The 15,514-nt window shown below is 73.3% G+C and carries 16 protein-coding genes and 1 pseudogene; 8 read left to right on the top strand and 9 right to left on the bottom strand.

Annotation, left to right across the window (positions count from 1 at the left end; genetic code table 11):
- Nucleotides 1-410 (top strand): LysR substrate-binding domain-containing protein (locus AOK22_RS20845; protein ID WP_341845590.1); only part of this gene is annotated, 410 nt, incomplete at its 5' end.
- Complete coding sequence (locus tag AOK22_RS20840; RefSeq protein WP_055700215.1) at nt 407-1,309, top strand: serine hydrolase; 903 nt, start codon at nt 407-409, stop codon at nt 1,307-1,309. The genes AOK22_RS20845 and AOK22_RS20840, both read left to right, overlap by 4 nt.
- 18 nt (nt 1,310-1,327) lie before the next feature.
- On the opposite strand, the gene AOK22_RS20835 is transcribed toward AOK22_RS20840, so the two are convergent.
- The 3 genes from AOK22_RS20835 to AOK22_RS20825 all read right to left on the bottom strand — a co-directional run bounded on the left by AOK22_RS20835 (nt 1,328) and on the right by AOK22_RS20825 (nt 4,419).
- Nucleotides 1,328-3,448 carry an MMPL family transporter gene (locus AOK22_RS20835; RefSeq protein WP_055700214.1) on the bottom strand — a complete coding sequence of 707 codons (2,121 nt, stop codon included), beginning with the start codon at nt 3,446-3,448 and terminating at the stop codon, nt 1,328-1,330.
- A gap of 303 nt (nt 3,449-3,751) precedes the next feature.
- Nucleotides 3,752-4,069 (bottom strand): hypothetical protein, encoded by a 318-nt coding sequence (locus AOK22_RS20830; protein WP_055700213.1) that lies wholly within the window; start codon nt 4,067-4,069, stop codon nt 3,752-3,754.
- On the bottom strand, nt 4,066-4,419 hold the full coding sequence (locus AOK22_RS20825) for an ArsR/SmtB family transcription factor (RefSeq protein ID WP_055700212.1): 354 nt from the start codon (nt 4,417-4,419) through the stop codon (nt 4,066-4,068). The genes AOK22_RS20830 and AOK22_RS20825 overlap by 4 nt, the downstream gene beginning before the upstream one ends.
- Nucleotides 4,420-4,584: 165 nt before the next feature.
- Between AOK22_RS20825 and AOK22_RS20820 the strand changes: the two genes are divergently transcribed.
- From AOK22_RS20820 to AOK22_RS20810, 3 genes are read left to right on the top strand one after another with little or no spacing between them, the layout of a single operon-like run.
- Complete coding sequence (locus AOK22_RS20820) at nt 4,585-5,310, top strand: ABC transporter permease (protein WP_055700211.1); 726 nt, start codon at nt 4,585-4,587, stop codon at nt 5,308-5,310.
- Nucleotides 5,307-5,987: an ABC transporter permease gene (locus AOK22_RS20815; protein WP_055700210.1), complete on the top strand. Its 681-nt coding sequence runs from the start codon at nt 5,307-5,309 to the stop codon at nt 5,985-5,987. The genes AOK22_RS20820 and AOK22_RS20815 overlap by 4 nt, the downstream gene beginning before the upstream one ends.
- Nucleotides 5,984-6,922: an ABC transporter substrate-binding protein gene (locus AOK22_RS20810; protein WP_063795302.1), complete on the top strand. Its 939-nt coding sequence runs from the start codon at nt 5,984-5,986 to the stop codon at nt 6,920-6,922. The genes AOK22_RS20815 and AOK22_RS20810 overlap by 4 nt, the downstream gene beginning before the upstream one ends.
- Nucleotides 6,923-6,993: 71 nt before the next feature.
- Here AOK22_RS20810 and AOK22_RS20805 read toward each other — a convergent pair whose 3' ends face one another.
- The 5 genes and pseudogenes from AOK22_RS20805 to AOK22_RS20785 all read right to left on the bottom strand — a co-directional run.
- The gene (locus AOK22_RS20805) at nt 6,994-8,157 is read right to left on the bottom strand and encodes an ABC transporter ATP-binding protein (protein ID WP_055700208.1); all 1,164 of its coding nucleotides are present in this window, start codon (nt 8,155-8,157) and stop codon (nt 6,994-6,996) included.
- Nucleotides 8,158-8,179: 22 nt separating this feature from the next.
- The gene (locus AOK22_RS20800) at nt 8,180-8,836 is read right to left on the bottom strand and encodes a LutC/YkgG family protein (protein ID WP_055700207.1); all 657 of its coding nucleotides are present in this window, start codon (nt 8,834-8,836) and stop codon (nt 8,180-8,182) included.
- The gene (locus AOK22_RS20795) at nt 8,833-10,320 is read right to left on the bottom strand and encodes a lactate utilization protein B (RefSeq protein WP_055700217.1); all 1,488 of its coding nucleotides are present in this window, start codon (nt 10,318-10,320) and stop codon (nt 8,833-8,835) included. Before AOK22_RS20795 ends, AOK22_RS20800 begins: the two co-directional genes overlap by 4 nt.
- Before the next feature lie 20 nt (nt 10,321-10,340).
- Complete coding sequence (locus tag AOK22_RS20790) at nt 10,341-11,102, bottom strand: (Fe-S)-binding protein (protein WP_055700216.1); 762 nt, start codon at nt 11,100-11,102, stop codon at nt 10,341-10,343.
- A 20-nt stretch (nt 11,103-11,122) separates the two neighbouring features.
- A pseudogene (locus AOK22_RS20785) lies at nt 11,123-11,998 on the bottom strand (FGGY-family carbohydrate kinase); the annotation flags it as partial.
- Between the two features lie 185 nt (nt 11,999-12,183).
- Here AOK22_RS20785 and AOK22_RS20780 point away from each other — a divergent pair.
- The 3 genes from AOK22_RS20780 to AOK22_RS20770 all read left to right on the top strand — a co-directional run bounded on the left by AOK22_RS20780 (nt 12,184) and on the right by AOK22_RS20770 (nt 15,258).
- Nucleotides 12,184-13,485 (top strand): alpha/beta fold hydrolase, encoded by a 1,302-nt coding sequence (locus AOK22_RS20780; RefSeq protein ID WP_055700206.1) that lies wholly within the window; start codon nt 12,184-12,186, stop codon nt 13,483-13,485.
- A gap of 128 nt (nt 13,486-13,613) precedes the next feature.
- Nucleotides 13,614-14,369 (top strand): PIG-L deacetylase family protein, encoded by a 756-nt coding sequence (locus AOK22_RS20775; RefSeq protein ID WP_055700205.1) that lies wholly within the window; start codon nt 13,614-13,616, stop codon nt 14,367-14,369.
- Between the two features lie 55 nt (nt 14,370-14,424).
- Nucleotides 14,425-15,258, top strand: a complete 834-nt coding sequence (locus AOK22_RS20770) for an enoyl-CoA hydratase/isomerase family protein (RefSeq protein WP_055700204.1) — start codon at nt 14,425-14,427, stop codon at nt 15,256-15,258.
- A 33-nt stretch (nt 15,259-15,291) separates the two neighbouring features.
- Here the strand turns inward: AOK22_RS20770 and AOK22_RS20765 are convergent.
- On the bottom strand, nt 15,292-15,514 hold a 223-nt coding region (locus AOK22_RS20765), incomplete at its 5' end, for an SDR family oxidoreductase (RefSeq protein WP_157872267.1).

Genomic DNA, 15,514 nt, shown 5'->3' with positions numbered 1-15,514 from the left:
ACCACGACCTGATCCTCTTCCCCCGCGCCGACGCCCCCGCCCTCCACGACGACCTGCTGACCACCTGCGCCCGCAACGGCTACAGCCCCGCCGCCATCCGGCACGGCCAGGGCCCCAGCTTCATCCGCGGCCTGATCCGGTCCGCCGAGTCCGTCGCCTTCCGGCCGCGCGAGAGCCGGCCCACGGACGGCGCGGCCGACGACCCGGACATCGTCTGGCGCCCCCTGGCCGGCGCGCCCCTGGCCCTGCGCCACTCGGTGGCCTGGCCGCAGGGCCACAGCGACGCCGCCGTCACCGCCTTCGCCGAGGCGACCACGCACGCCATGTGGAAAACTGCCGCGGTGACCACCGACGTGCCGGCGAACTCGAGCCCGGTCCATCTGCGCCCGGCGGCGGAGTACTTCCTGTGACCAACACCCTCGGCCTCCTGCGCGAGGCCTTCGCCGCGGCCGGTGTCACGGGCCGGCTGCACGCCCTCGACATCGACTCCGGCGCGGAGGTCGACGCGGGCGCCGACCAGCCGGTCGTCACCGCCAGCGTGCACAAGCTCTGCCTGCTCGTCACGCTCCACGAGCAGGCGGCGGCGGGCGTCCTGGACCTCACCGAGCAGGCCGAGTGCCCCGTCGAGGGCCGCACCCCCGGACCCACCGGACTCGCGGCCATGCTCGACCCCGTCCGCATGTCCCTGCGCGACATCGCCTTCCTGATGATGTCGGTGAGCGACAACACCGCCGCCGACCTGCTCCTGGAGCGCGTCGGCCTCGATGCCGTGAACGCGACCACGGCCCGGCTCGGCCTGGAGCGCACCCACGCGACGCACGCCTTCCGCGAACTCCTCGCCACCGTGAAGGAGGACGCGGGCCCCGGCGGCGCGCAGGCCCTGGCCGATCCGCACGTCGTCGCACGGCTGCGGGCGCTCGACCCGGCCCGCACCAACCGCAGCACACCCCGCGACATGACCCGGCTGCTGCGCGCCGTCTGGCGCGACGAGGCCTGTGCGCCGGAGCACGGCACCGCGATCCGCCGCGTCCTCGGCCTCCAGGTCTGGCCGCACCGGATGGCGTCCGGCTTCCCCTTCGACGACGTGCACGTCGCGGGCAAGACCGGCAGCCTGCCCACGCTGCGCAACGAGGTCGGCGTCATCGAATACCCCGACGGCGGCCGCTACGCCGTCGCCGTCTTCACCCGCGCGGCCGGGACCGCGGCCATCCTGCCCGCCGCCGACGCCGTCATCGGCACCGCCGCCCGCATCGCCGTCGACGCGCTGCGCGCCCAGCCCGCGCGGGCGACGCATCAGGGGACCGGCTGACACCGGCCCCCTGATGGCTCACGCCGGTTCGTGCGCCGCGGGCCGTGGCTCACCGGACGGCACCGGTACCTCGTCCGTGCCGTCCGGCCGCCGGCCCAGCGCCCGGAAGAGCCGCCCCGGCCACCAGAACCACCTGCCCAGATCCAGGGCGAGGGCGGGCACCAGGACCGTACGGACGAGGAAGGTGTCCAGCAGGACGATGCCGACGAGCACGCCCATCTGCGCCATCGTGACCAGCGGGAGCCCCGCGAAGACCGCGAACGTCGCGGCGAGCACGATGCCGGCCGAGGTGATGACGCCGCCCGTGCTCGTCAGGCCTTCGAGCACCCCGCGGGTGTGACCGAGCCGCACGGCCTCCTCCCGCACCCGGTGCATCAGGAAGATGTTGTAGTCGATGCCCAGCGCCACCAGGAAGACGAAGCCCATCAGGGGGATCGACCAGTCGACGCCCGCGAAGCCGAGGACGTGCTCGAAGAGCAGGTTCGACGCGCCGAGCGCGGCGCCGTACGACAGGACGACCGTCGCCAGGAGCAGCAGGGGCGCGACGAGCGCCCGCAGCAGCCCGATCAGGACGGCGAGGACGACGAGCAGCACGACCGGGACGACCGTCTTCAGGTCGGTGTCGGCGGCCCGCTGGGTGTCGAGGGTCTGCGCGGTGGTGCCGCCGACGAGGGCGTTGGCGCCGTCGACCGCGTGGACCGCCTCCCGCAGGGCGTCGACGGTGTCCTTGGCCGCCGTGCTGTCCGGGGCGTCCTTCAACACCACGGAGAGCTGGGTCAGTTCACCGCCGGGTGTGCGGTCGCCGCCGGGCTCGACCCGGGCCACGCCCGCGACGTCGGCGGCCGCCGCCCTGACCCGCGCGGCCGTCGCGGACGCGGTCACGATCTTCGCCGGATCGGAGGCGCCCGACGGGAAGTGGGCGGAGATCCGCTCCTGGGCGACGACCGACTCGGGCTTGTCCTGGTACATCTCGGACTGGGTGAGGCCCATCGAGACGCCGAACGCGCTCAGCGCCAGGACGCCCGTCACGGCGACCGACATCAGCCACGACCAGCGGGGACGGCGTGCGACGGCGGCACCGACGCGCTCCCAGACCGTGTGCTCTTTGCGCGCGGGGGTGCCGTGGCGCGGCACGAACGGCCAGAAGACCCAGCGGCCCGCGATCACCAGCAGGGCGGGCAGCACGGTGATCATCGCGAGGTACGCGCAGACCACGCCGACCGCGCCGACCAGACCGAGTGAACGCGAGGAGTTGATGTCGGCGAGGGCCAGGCAGGCCAGGCCCACCGCGATGGTGCCCGCGGAGGCGAGGATCGCGGGGCCCGAGCGGCGCAGGGCGATCCGCATCGCCGTGTGCCGGTCCTCGTGGCGGTGCAGCTCCTCGCGGTAGCGGGCGATGAGCAGCAGCGCGTAGTCCGTGCCGACGCCGAAGACGAGGACCATCAGGATGCCCGCGCTCTGCGGGTCGACCGGCAGTCCCGCGTACCGGGCGAGGACGTACGTACCGACCTGCGTGAGCACCGCGGCGAACCCGACGGACAGCAGCGGGAACAGCCACAGAACGGGGCTGCGGTAGGTGAGGAGCAGCAGGACGGCCACGACGATGCCGGTGGCGATCATCAGGGTCGAGTCCAGGCTGTCGAAGACCGCGACGCCGTCCGTCAGCGAGCCCGCGGGTCCGCCGACCTCGGCGTCGACGCCGGGCGGGGCGTGCGCGTCGGCGATGCGGCGCAGCTCGTCGATCCGGTCGGTGAGCTCGTCCTCTGAGTCCAGCGGGACGACGGTGAGCAGCGCCTCGCCGTCGTCGGACGGCACGGGCGGTGTCACCCGCTCGCCCGGGGCGGCGAGCTTCTGGAAGGCGGCCGTGTCGTCGGTGGCCTTCGCGCGTGCGCCCTCGCCGGTGTAGACGACGACCGCCGGCATGACGGTGTCCGTACGGAACTTCTCCAGGGCCGTGTTCACCCGTGCGGACTCGGCGCCGCGCGGCAGGAAGGCGTTGGCGCTGGTGTCCTCGACGTCGCCGAGCTTGCCGGCCAGCGGGCCGAGTGCCATGGCGAGGATCAGCCAGGCGGCGAGGACGAGCCATGTGGCGCGCGGCCCCGAGGGGGAGCGGGCGATGCGCCGGAAGAGCGGACGCATGAGTAGTCTCCTTGTGAGTGGTGAGCGCGCCGCCGGCCTCGTCGGCCGGCATCAGGCGCACGGGACCCGCACCGCGGCGACGAGGTTGTGAGGACCTGCCGCGGTGGGGGAAATGTGGGTCCGGGACGGACGTCCCGGATGTGTTCGCCCGGGGTACGGCCGGGAGTTGCCGCTCTCGGCCGTACCTGTTGAGGGGCGGTTGTCGACGGGGGCGCCGTACCCGCTGACGGGCAGGCTCCTCAGGGGGCGCCGTACCGCCGGCGTACCGGTGTCGGGGCGGGCGCGGGCGGGCCCCCGATCCGGCTACTCGATCTCGCGCATCATCTTCTCCATCGAGCCGACCGCGTGCCGGGTCTGGGCCAGTTCCTCGCGGGTCTGCCGCAGCTCGTCCAGGGAGCGCCGGTGCAGTTCCACGTTGTCCTCCAGGAGCTGGGCGTACTTCGCGGAGAGCGCCTTGTACTGCTCCTCGCGGGCGGCCAGCATCCTGGCGCGCCAGGTGGCGGCGACCTGCCAGACGATCACGATCATCAGGAGGAAGAACCCGGCGGCGCCGACCGCGCCGACCCAGTCCCATTCGCCGGTCTCACCGGCCGCGCCGAGCGTCACCAGTCGTCCGTTCACGTCGCTTCCTCTTTCACGGATTTCTCTCGGGTGTCGGTGAGGGTCCGGACGGCGCGGTGGATCAGCTGAGGTGTCAACTCGTAGAAGAACGGCGCCACTTCGAAGTACTTCATGCTCTTGCCGTCCTCTCCCGTCTCCAGGGTCCCGATGACCAGGCCCGCGCCTTCCAGCAGCTTCAGGTGCATGTGCAGCAGCGGCCGGCCCATCTCGATCTCGCGGGCCAGTGCGCTGACGTAGTTGCGGCGTTCCGTGAGCGCCGCGACGATCCGCAGGCGGTGCGGATTGCTCAGGGCGGTGAGCGCCTTCAGCAATGCGTCGCCCGTCGGCTCCAGAGTCGGTTCCTCGGCCATCGCGGCCTCTCTCCTTCGCTCCTGTCAAGAAACGCTGACACGTAGCGATGATGGTGTCAAAGATTCCTGACACATCTCCGGGTCAGATGGGGGATGTCTCAGGGTCGGACCCGTACGGGTCACCAGAACGCGCCGCCCACCGGCCCCCGGGCCTTGAATGGACGAGTGACCGCGCCCCCGGACGACTGCCTCGCGCGCAACGAGTGGATCTGCGGCGAGTATCTGAGCACCCGCCGCCAGATCCTGCTCGACGCGGTCGTCCAGCACCTGGAACTGACGTCCGTCTCCGTCCTGATCGCGCTGGTCGTCGCCGTGCCGCTGGCCGTGCTCGCCCGCCGCTGGGGCTGGGCCGCGGGCCCCGTGCTCGCGCTCACCACGGTCCTCTACACCATCCCCTCGCTCGCGATGTTCTCGCTGCTGCTCCCGGTGTACGGACTCTCCGCGGCCCTCGTCGTCGCGGGCCTGGTCCTGTACTCGCTGACCCTGCTCGTGCGGAACATCCTCGCCGGGCTGCGGGCCGTCCCCGAGGAGACCCGGCAGGCCGCCCGCGGCATGGGCTACGGACCCATCAGGCTGCTGCTCACCGTCGAGCTGCCGCTCGCCCTGCCCGCCGCCATGGCCGGGCTGCGCATCGCCACGGTCTCCGCCGTCTCCCTCGTCACCATCGGCGCGATCGTCGGCTTCGGCGGGCTCGGCAACCTCATCTACGCGGGCATGAACACCTACTTCAAGGCGCAGGTCCTCACGGCCTCCGTGCTCTGCGTGGTCATCGCCGTCGCCGCCGACCTGCTGCTCCTCGGCGTCCAGCGCGTGCTGACCCCCTGGACCAGGGCGTCCAGGCCGACCAGGACGCCGAGGGCGTCGCGCGCACCGAAGGCGGCCCGCCCATGAAGACGCTCTCCGACGCCTGGGCCTGGCTCACCGACGCCGCGCACTGGGCCGGCGACGACGGCATCTGGCACCGGCTCACCCAGCACCTCGTCCTCACCGTCGTCTGTCTGCTCCTCAGCTGCCTCGTCGCGCTGCCCGTCGCCCTCGTCCTCGGCCACCTCGGCAAGGGCGGCGCGCTCGCCGTGAACATCTCCAACGTCGGTCGCGCGGTCCCCACCTTCGCCGTCCTCGTCCTGCTCCTGCTCACCCCGCTCGGTACCTGGGGCGAGGGCCCGACCGTGGTCGCGCTCGTGCTGTTCGCCGTGCCACCACTGCTCACCAACGCGTACGTGGGCATGCGCGGCGTCGACCGCGACGTCGTGCAGGCGGCCCGCGGGATGGGAATGACGGGCCGGCAGATGCTGTGGCGGGTCGAACTGCCGCTCGCGCTGCCGCTCGTGCTCAGCGGGGTCCGCATCGCCGCCGTCCAGCTCGTCGCCACGGCGACCATCGCCGCGCTCGCGGGCGGCGGCGGACTCGGCCGGATCATCACGGCGGGCTTCAACCTCGCGAGCACCCCGCAGGTCGTGGCGGGCGCCCTCCTCGTGGCCGTGTTCGCCCTGCTCGTCGAGGGCCTCTTCGAGGTCGCCGAACGGCTCGCGCCAGGATGGGCGCGGGCGCGGGGGAGGGCCGGATGAGGCGGGCCGCGGGCGCCGCGGCGGTCCTGGCCGCGCTGCTGGCCGGCTGTACGACCGGGCCCTCGCTGGAGAACCGCGGCGAGGTCACCGCGCCCCCGGGCGACAGCAAGCACCTCGTCATCGGCTCCGCGGGCTTCACCGAGTCCGACCTGCTCGCCCAGATGTACGCGCTGCTCCTGGACAAGGCGGGCTACGGCACCGAGATCCTCTCCGTCGCCAACCGCGAACTCTACGAACCCGCCCTGGAGTCCGGCCAGATCGACGTCGTTCCCGAGTACGCGGCGACCTTCGCGGACTGGCTGAACGCCAAGAAGAACGGCGCCGACGCGCCGCCCGTCGGCTCTCCCGACCTCGACGCCACGATGAAGGCCCTGCGCGGCCTCGCGGCCCCGCGCGGCCTCACCGTCCTCGACCCCGGCAGGGCCGTCGACCAGAACGCCTTCGCCGTCGCCGCCTCCTACGCCGAGCAGCACCGCCTCAAGACCCTCAGCGACCTCGGCACGTCGGGCCTGAAGGTCCGGCTCGCCGCGGGCGACGAGTGCGTACAGCGCCCCTACTGCGCGCCGGGGCTGAAGAAGGTCTACGGCATCGACATCACGGGCGTCGACCCCAAGGGCGTCGGCACGACCCAGGCCAAGAAGGCCGTGCAGAGCGGGCAGGACCAGATGGTCCTCACCACCTCCACGGACGCGACGCTCGACGACTTCGGCCTGGTGCTCCTCAAGGACGACAAGCACCTGCAGAACGCGGACTACATCGTGCCCGTGGTCAACCGCTCCCGGGCGGGCAGCGAGGGCGTCGCGACCGCGCTGGGACGGCTCAACTCCGTGCTGACCACGGAGGACTTGGCGTCCATGAACGAGCAGGTGGACAGCTGGCGGCGGCTGCCGGAGGACGTGGCGCGGGCCTATCTGGAGGACAAGGGGCTGCTCTGAACTTCCGCGGCGGCCCTCGCCCGCGGGTGGTCGCGGGCCGGGCGCGCGGTTCCCCGCTATGGGGCGCCTGCCTACGCGTCCGCGACCGAGTCGAACTCCACCTGGTCCCGCGCGACCCCCTGCGCGTCCGCGTCCACCGAGCGCCGCAGCGCCTCGTGCAGCTTCGCCGGGGTGAGGACGCCGAGGAAGCGGGCGCCGTCGAGCACGGCGACCCACCCCGCGTCGTGCTGGAGCATCACACCGAACGCCTGCTTGAGCGGGGCGCCGACCGGGACCCAGGAGTTCATCCGGTGCGCCAGGTCGCCCACCGTGCCGCCGGTGCCGGCCAGCGCGACCTCGTCGACACCGACCCAGCCGTGCAGATCGCCGTCCGCGTCCAGGACGACCGCCCAGCGGGCCTCCTCCTCGCGCAGCCGGGTGGCGGCCTGCGCGGCGGGCTCGTCGAGCCGGGCGATCGGCGGCTCCTCCAGGTCGTCGGTCTGGATCTCGGTGACGGACAGCCGCTTCAGGCTCCGGTCGGCGCCCACGAACTCGGCGACGTACGGCGTCTCGGGCGCCCCGAGCACCGCTCCCGGGGTGTCGAACTGCTCGATGCGCCCCTGCCCGTACACCGCGATGCGGTCGCCGAGCCGCACCGCCTCCTCGATGTCGTGCGTGACCAGGAGCACCGTCTTGCGGACGGTCGCCTGCATCCGCAGGAACTCGTCCTGCAACTGCTCGCGCACCACCGGGTCGACCGCGCCGAACGGCTCGTCCATCAGGAGCACCGGCGGATCGGCCGCCAGGGCGCGGGCCACGCCGACGCGCTGGCGCTGGCCGCCCGACAACTGCTCGGGATAGCGCGAGCCGTACGTCTTGGGGTCCAGGCCCACCAGGTCGAGCAGTTCGGCCGCCCGCGCCCGCGCCTTCGCCTTCTTCCAGCCGACGAGGGCGGGGACGGTCGCCGTGTTGTCGAGGATCGTGCGGTGCGGGAAGAGGCCGACCTGCTGGATGACGTAGCCGATGCGGCGGCGCAGGCGCACCGGGTCGACGTCGGCGATGTTCTCGCCGTTCACGAAGATGCGGCCCGACGTCGGCTCGATGAGACGGTTGACCATCATCATCGTCGTGGTCTTGCCGCAGCCGGAGGGGCCCACGAGCGTGACCAGTTCGCCCTCGGCGACCTCGAAGGAGAGATCGTCCACGGCCGTCGTGCCGTCCGGGTAACGCTTGGTCACCTGCTCGAACCGGATCATGCCCTCACGCTAGCCGCGCCCGTCACTCGCCGCTCATCAGCACCACCTCCAGGGTGCGCGGACCGTGCACTCCCTCGACCCGGTCCAGCTCGATGTCGCTGGTCGCGGAGGGTCCGGAGATCCAGGTGAGCGGACGGGCCGGGTCCAGCCGTTCGAGGGCCTGCGGCACCGAGTCGACGACCTGGCCGGGCACGCGTACGACACAGATGTGGTGGTCGGGGACCAGGGTGATGCGGCGGCGGCCCTGGTCCGGGGAGCCGTCGAGGACGATCGTGCCGGTCTCCGCGACGGCGACCGCGCAGCCGGTGACGACGCTGTCCACCTGGTCCAGCTCGTGCGGGGTGCTCGCGGCGCGGTCGTGGACCCGGGTGGCGTCGGCGGCCTTCATCCAGTGCGGAGGAAGGCCCGGCGGCACGAGGACGGTCTCCGTCCCGCGCTCCGCGAGCAGGCGCGTCAGGAGCTCCGGCAGCTCCTCCGCCGTGCAGCGGTGCACGATCGCGCGGTAGTCCGCGAGGTTCTCCGCGAGCAGGTCGACGGTCTGCTCGGTGGTGCGGTCGCCGTGCGCGCGGGCGTATCCCCGGTCCACCGCCGTCCCGTACGCCTCGTACGCGGCCTCGTCGTCCGGCACGTCGGCGAGCGCCCGTCGCACCCGGCCCAGGATCCGGTCCCTGCTGCTCACTTGGCGCCGCCCTTTCCGCTGCCCCGGCCCGTGCCGTCGTCCCTGCCGCCGTTCGTCCGCCGCCACCAGTCGCGGAACGGCTCCGCGGGGACCTTCGGCAGCTCCCGCGTCGCGCTCCAGGCCCGCCCGGGTCCGGGGAGCCTGCGCGGGTGGAGCCGCCGGGTGCGCGACGCGAGGCGCTGGCCCGCGCGCAGCGCCCCGGGGCGGGCGAACGCCAGGCCCGCGGCCCGCATGGCCGCCCGCTCCGCCGCGTGCCCCTTCGCCGGCTTCAGCGTCACCTTCACCCCGCGCCGGGTGACCTCGCCGCCCTGCACCACCCGCTCCCGCAGATGCACCAGGACCTCGGGGATGTCGATGGCGACGGGACACACCTCGTAGCAGGCGCCGCAGAGCGAGGAGGCGTACGGCAAGGAGGCGTCGATCTCGCTCTGCGTGCCGCGCAGCTGCGGGCTGAGGATCGCGCCGATCGGGCCCGGGTAGACCGAGCCGTACGCGTGCCCGCCCGCCCGCTCGTACACCGGGCACACGTTGAGGCACGCCGAGCAGCGGATGCAGCGCAGTGCCTGGCGGCCGACCTCGTCGGCGAGGGTGTCGGTGCGGCCGTTGTCGAGCAGGACGAGGTGGAAGGCGCTCGGGCCGTCGCCGTCGGTCGTGCCCGTCCACGTCGACGTGTACGGGTTCATGCGCTCGGCCGTCGAGGAGCGGGGCAGGGTCTGGAGGAAGACCTCCAGGTCGCGCCAGGTGGGGACGGTCTTCTCGATGCCGACGACCGAGATGAGGGTCTCGGGGAGCGTCAGGCACATCCGGCCGTTGCCCTCCGACTCGACGACGACGAGCGTGCCCGTCTCCGCCACCATGAAGTTCGCCCCCGAGATGCCGACCTTGGCGCGCAGGAACTTCTCGCGCAGATGGAGCCGGGCCGCCTCGGCGAGCTCGGCCGGCGTGTCGGTCAGGCCCTCGGGCGCCGGGCGGCCCCAGCGGGCCATCTCCTCGGCGAAGATGTCGCGGATCTCGCCGCGGTTGCGGTGGATCGCCGGGACCAGGATGTGCGAGGGCCGGTCGTGGCCCAACTGCACGATCAGCTCGGCGAGATCGGTCTCGTAGGCGTGGATGCCCTCCGCCTCCAGGGCTTCGTTGAGACCGATCTCCTGCGTCGCCATCGACTTGACCTTGACGACCTCCGTCTCGCCGGTCGCCTTCACCAGATCCGTGACGATGCGGTTCGCCTCGTCGGCGTCCGCCGCCCAGTGCACGGTGCCCCCGGCCCGCACGACGGACTCCTCCAACCGCACGAGATGGTCGTCGAGATGGCGCAGCGTGTGGTCCTTGATGCGCCGTCCCGCCTCGCGCAGCTCGGCCCAGTCGTCGAGCTCGGCGACGGCGCGCGCCCGCTTGTCGCGGATGGTGTGGGTGGCGTGCCGGAGGTTGGCGCGCAACGTCGTGTTCCCGACCGCCTCGCGCGCGGCCGTCGGGAAGGCCGGCATACCGACGAACGTGCCGTCGCTCATGACAGGGGCTCCTCTTCCGTGCTCGCCAGGATCTCCGCGATGTGGACGGGACGCACCGCCGTGCGCAGCCGGGCCATCGTGCCGCCGATGTGCATCAGGCACGAGTTGTCCGCCGCGCACAGCACCTCGGCGCCGGTCGACTCGGCATGACGGACCTTGTCCGCGCCCATCGCCGCCGAGACATCGGAGTTCTTCACGGCGAACGTCCCGCCGAACCCGCAGCACTCCTCGGCGCCGGGCAGCTCCACCAGCTCCAGCCCCTTGACCGCGCGCAGCAGCCGCGCGGGCCGCTCGCCGAGGCCCAGACCGCGCAGGCCGTGACAGGTCGGGTGGTACGTCACCTTGTGCGGGTAGTACGCGCCGACGTCCGTGACACCGAGGACGTCCACCAGGAACTCCGTCAGTTCGTACGTCTTGGGCACCACCGGGGCGAGGGTGCGGGCGAGACCGTCGCCCCGGCCCTCGGCGCGCGCCCGCTCGCCCATGCGCGGGTACAGCTCGCGCACCATCGCACCGCACGAACCGGACGGCGTCACGATTGCATCGTACGCATTTGCACCGAAGACATCGGAGAAATGTCGCGCGAGCGGCTCGGCCTGATGGCGGTAGCCGGTGTTGTAGTGCGCCTGACCGCAACACGTCTGCGCCGCCGGGAAATCGACCTCGACTCCCAGCCTGGTCAGCAGTTTCACCACGGCGCGGCCCGTGTCCGGATAGAGCGTGTCGTTGACACAGGTCAGGAACAGAGCGACGCGCATCGCGGGTTCCTCCTTGTCGATCATCGGATGGGTGCAGCGTACGCGTCCGCGGGGCGCCGGGGGAGTGATCCGGTCATCCGCGACTGGGCGCGCCGAGCCACTCCTGGGCCGCGCGCCAGGGGGGGGGCGGTGTCGCCGCGTGGTTCATGGCGTGTGGGCGGCAGGGCGCGTGCCTCTGCGCGGTCGGCGAGCAGACCCTGCGCGCGGGCCTGCACCAGGATGGTGCCGACCGCGGCCGCCTCCGCCGGGCCCGCGAGGACCGGCAGACCGCAGGCGTCCGCGGTGAGTTGGCACAGCAGCGCGTTCCGGACGCCGCCGCCGACCACGTGCACCACGTCGACCCTCCGCCCGGTCAGCCGCCGCGCGTCGGCCAGGCCACGGCGGTGGGCGAGGGCCAGGGAGTCGAGAACGCAGCGGGTCGTCTCGGCGGGCGACCCGGGCGCGGGCTGCCCCGTCGCGCGGCACGCCCGCGCTATCCGCTCCGGCATGCGGCCGGGCGCGAGGAACTCGGCGGCGCCCGCGTCCACGACGGAGCGCAGTGGCTCGACCTCGGCCGCGGCGGCGAGCAGGTCGCCGAGGTCGGGGTCGTGCCAGGCGCGCAGGCACTCCTGGAGCAGCCACAGGCCCATGATGTTGCGCAGGTACCGGACGGTGCCGTCGACGCCCAGTCCGTTGGTGAAGTTGTTCCCGCGGCTCTCCTCGGTCAGGACGGGGGCGTCCAGTTCGAGACCGGCGAGGGACCAGGTGCCGGTGCAGAGGTACGCGAACGCGGCACCCTTGGCCGCGGGCACCGCCGCCACGGCCGACGCCGTGTCGTGCGAGGCCACCGCCGTCACCGGGACCGGGCCCGGCAACTCCGTCTCCTCAAGGACATGGGGGAGCAGCGCGCCCGCGGGACGCCGGCGCGCACGGGCACCGGCGCGTGGTGCTCGTGCCCGAGCCGGTGGTACGCCGCTCCAGCCTGTCGGCGCGCTGACGGGGTCGGTCGCCCGCGCATGATGGCCCCAGCGGCTGCCGGTCGGGCGGGTGTGCTGGACTGGGCCGGGAAGATCCGTACGCGACACACCGCCCGGGAGCAGCCTTGACCGCCACGTACCGCCAGCCAGGAGTCGTCTTCACCGACCGTCGCTTCGACGTGCCGCTCGACCACGACGATCCCGCGGGGGAGCGGATCGAGGTCTTCGCCCGCGAGGCGGTGTCGGCCTCCCCGGGCGGCGCCGAACGGCCCTGGCTGGTCTATCTGCAGGGCGGCCCCGGCCTCGCCGCCACCCGCTTCAACGGCGCGGAGTCCTGGCTCGCCCGCGCCCTGGAGGACTTCCGGGTCCTCCTCCTCGACCAGCGCGGCACCGGCGCCTCCACGCCCGCCAACCGCCAGACCCTGCCGCTGCGCGGCGGCCCCCGCGAACAGGCCGACTACCTCGCCCACTTCCGCGCCGACTCCATCGTCCGCGACTGCGAGGCGATCCGCCCCCAGGTGACGGGCGGCGCCCCCTGGACCGTGCTCGGCCAGAGCTTCGGCGGATTCTGCGCCACGCACTATCTGTCGACGGCGCCCGAGGGCCTGGACACCGCGCTGATCACCGGCGGTCTGCCCACGCTCGACGGCCACGCGGACGACGTCTACCGCGCCGCCTATCCGCGCATGGCGCGCAAGACCGCCGCGCACTACGAGCGGTACCCGCAGGACGTCGAGCGGGCCCGCCGCATCGCCGCGTACCTCGCCGAGCACGAGCCGGTCCTCCCCAACGGCTACCGGCTGACCGTCCCCGCCTTCCAGTCGCTCGGCATACTGCTCGGCATGGGCGACGGCAGCCACCGCCTGCACTACCTCCTGGAGGACGCCTTCGTGCGGACGCCTGCGGGGAGCGTGCTCTCCGACGCGTTCCAGGAGAGCGTCGCCGCCGAACTCTCGTACGCGGCCAATCCGCTCTTCGCCGTCCTGCACGAGGCGATCTACGGCCAGGGCGACAGGCCCACCGCCTGGTCGGCCGAGCGGGTGCGCGGCGAGTTCCCGCGGTTCGACGCGGAGAAGGCGCTGGCGGGCGACGACCCGGTGCTGTTCACCGGGGAGGCCGTGCAGCGCTGGATGTTCGACAGCGACCCGGCGCTGCGCCCGCTGCGCGAGACCGCGGACCTGCTCGCCGCACGCACGGACTGGCCGCGCCTGTACGACACGGAGCGCCTCGCGGCGAACGAGGTGCCGGCCGCGGCGGCCGTCTACCACGACGACATGTACGTCGACACGGAGCACGCCCTGCGGACCGCCCGCGCCATCCGGGGCCTGCGCACCTGGGTCACCGACGAGTTCGAGCACAACGGGCTGCGGGTCGGCGGCCCGCGCGTGCTGGACCGGCTGCTGGCGCTGACGCGCGGTGAGGCCTGACGGCGGGCCCCGCCGGCCCCTCTCCGGTACCGGTTCCGAGCCCGTCCCGGTCCGAGCGCGCGTGTCGGCCCGAGCCCGGATCGGCCCGGGCCCGGCCGTTGTCGGACCCCGGCGCTAGGCTGGGGATCATGACCGAGCCGCAGCACGTCTCCGCCGACCAGCTCACTCCGATGCCCGAGGACTGGCGGCGCGCGCTCGCCGTCGTCGCGCACCCCGACGACCTGGAGTACGGGTGCGCGGCCGCCATCGCGGGCTGGACGGACGGCGGCCGTGAGGTCGCGTATCTCCTGGCGACCCGCGGGGAGGCGGGGATCGACACGATCGACCCCGCCACCTGCGGGCCGCTGCGCGAGCGGGAGCAGCGGGCCAGCGCGGCCGTCGTCGGCGTCGACACCGTCGAGTTCCTCGACCACAAGGACGGCGTGGTGGAGTACGGCACGGCGCTGCGCCGCGACATCGCCGCCGCGATCCGCAGGCACCGGCCCGAACTGGTCATCACGCTCAACCACCGGGACACCTGGGGCGGTGTCGCCTGGAACACCCCCGACCACGTGGCGGTCGGCCGGGCCACGCTGGACGCCGCGGCGGACGCGGGCAACCGCTGGATCTTCCCCGAACTGATCGAGGAGCAGGGCCTGGAGCCGTGGAACGGCGTGCGGTGGGTCGCCGTCGCCGGTTCGTCGACGCCCACGCACGCGGCGGACGCGACGGCGGGCCTGGACCGCTCGGTGGCCTCCCTGCTCGAACACCGCACGTACATCGAGGCGTTGACGGACGAGGAGCCCGAGAAGTACTGCCGTGACTTCCTCACGGGCAACGCCCGCGCGCTGGCGTCGCGCTTCGGCGGGAAGCCGGCGGTGGGCTTCGAGGTCTTCAGCCGTTAGGCCCGCGCCCCTATTCTGACGGGCCATCAGGTCCCGTCGGCGCAGGGGAGCGCGGATGATCGACACCATCGGTACGGACATCCCGGAGGGCGAGGAGCGGCTGCGCCTCGACGTCGAGGACGGGCTCGGCATCCTCACCCTCTGCCGGCCGCGCAAGCTCAACGGCTGGAGCTGGGAATCCACCCGGCAGCTCGGCCTGTTCGCCGACCGGATCCGCTTCGACGACTCGATCAGGGTGGTGCTGCTGCGCGCCGAGGGCCGGGCGTTCTGCGCGGGCATCGACGTCACGGCTCCGGGCGGCGCGATCGAGGGCCGCTCCGGCAGTGAGCGCACCCGCAACTACTACGAGGCGCTGCGCTGGGTCCACGAGCGCTTCCGTGTCTTCGCCCAGCTCCCGCAGCCCGTGGTCGCGGCCGTGCAGGGCTACTGCCTGGGCTTCGGCTTCGAGCTGGCGCTCATGGCGGACGTGCGGATCGCGGCGGACGACGCGGTGTTCGCGCTGCCCGAGGCGCGGCTCGGGGTCGCCGTGGACGCGGGCGGCGATCTGCGCATCGCGCGCGACGCGGGCGCGGGCTGGGCCAAGCTGCTCGCGCTGACCGGCCGCCGCATCGACGCGGCCACGGCCGAACGGCTCCGGCTGCTCCAACAGGTCGTGCCGGTGGATCAGTTGGCGAAGGCGTCCCGCGACCTCGCGGCCGAGATCGCGGCGAACGCGCCGCTGGCCGCGCAGGGCATCAAGCGCGGCATCGACGCGTACGCCGACGCGGCGATGGCCGGGGCGCTGGACCGGGTGGCGATGAGCGCGGCGATCACGCTCACGTCGGAGGACTCGCGCGAGGGCTACGGGGCGAAGGCCGCGGGACGGGCGGCGGAGTTCGAGGGCAAGTGAGGGGGCGCGTACGCGTCGGACCCCGCATCCCTCTCAGGACCCGAACCCGCCCCGCCCCAACTGCTCCCGCACCGGCGTCACCGGGGGACTGACCACCGCGCGCCGCTGCCAGTTCGCGCCGTCCACCACCAGGGTGTGGCCCGTGATGAAGCGGGCGTAGGGGGAGGCCAGGAAGGTGGCCGCCCAGCCCAGTTCGCGGGGCAGGCCGACCCGCAGGGCGGGCTGGCGGGCGGCCTTGTCGTCGGCCCGGTCGAGG

Origin of the sequence: Streptomyces silaceus (assembly GCF_001419745.1) — a bacterium.
GTDB lineage: Bacteria > Actinomycetota > Actinomycetes > Streptomycetales > Streptomycetaceae > Streptomyces > Streptomyces silaceus.
This window is presented reverse-complemented; position numbering and strand designations above follow the sequence as displayed.

Excerpts from the sequence above, each read along its gene's own strand:
- AOK22_RS20835 (WP_055700214.1), bottom strand. The coding sequence starts at position 3,448 with ATGCGTCCGCTCTTCCGGCGCATCGCCCGCTCCCCCTCGGGGCCGCGC.
- AOK22_RS20825 (WP_055700212.1), bottom strand. The coding sequence starts at position 4,419 with ATGGCCGAGGAACCGACTCTGGAGCCGACGGGCGACGCATTGCTGAAG.
- AOK22_RS20815 (WP_055700210.1), top strand. The coding sequence starts at position 5,307 with ATGAAGACGCTCTCCGACGCCTGGGCCTGGCTCACCGACGCCGCGCAC.
- AOK22_RS20810 (WP_063795302.1), top strand. The coding sequence starts at position 5,984 with ATGAGGCGGGCCGCGGGCGCCGCGGCGGTCCTGGCCGCGCTGCTGGCC.
- AOK22_RS20805 (WP_055700208.1), bottom strand. The coding sequence starts at position 8,157 with ATGATCCGGTTCGAGCAGGTGACCAAGCGTTACCCGGACGGCACGACG.
- AOK22_RS20795 (WP_055700217.1), bottom strand. The coding sequence starts at position 10,320 with ATGCCGGCCTTCCCGACGGCCGCGCGCGAGGCGGTCGGGAACACGACG.
- AOK22_RS20790 (WP_055700216.1), bottom strand. The coding sequence starts at position 11,102 with ATGCGCGTCGCTCTGTTCCTGACCTGTGTCAACGACACGCTCTATCCG.
- AOK22_RS20775 (WP_055700205.1), top strand. The coding sequence starts at position 13,614 with ATGACCGAGCCGCAGCACGTCTCCGCCGACCAGCTCACTCCGATGCCC.
- AOK22_RS20770 (WP_055700204.1), top strand. The coding sequence starts at position 14,425 with ATGATCGACACCATCGGTACGGACATCCCGGAGGGCGAGGAGCGGCTG.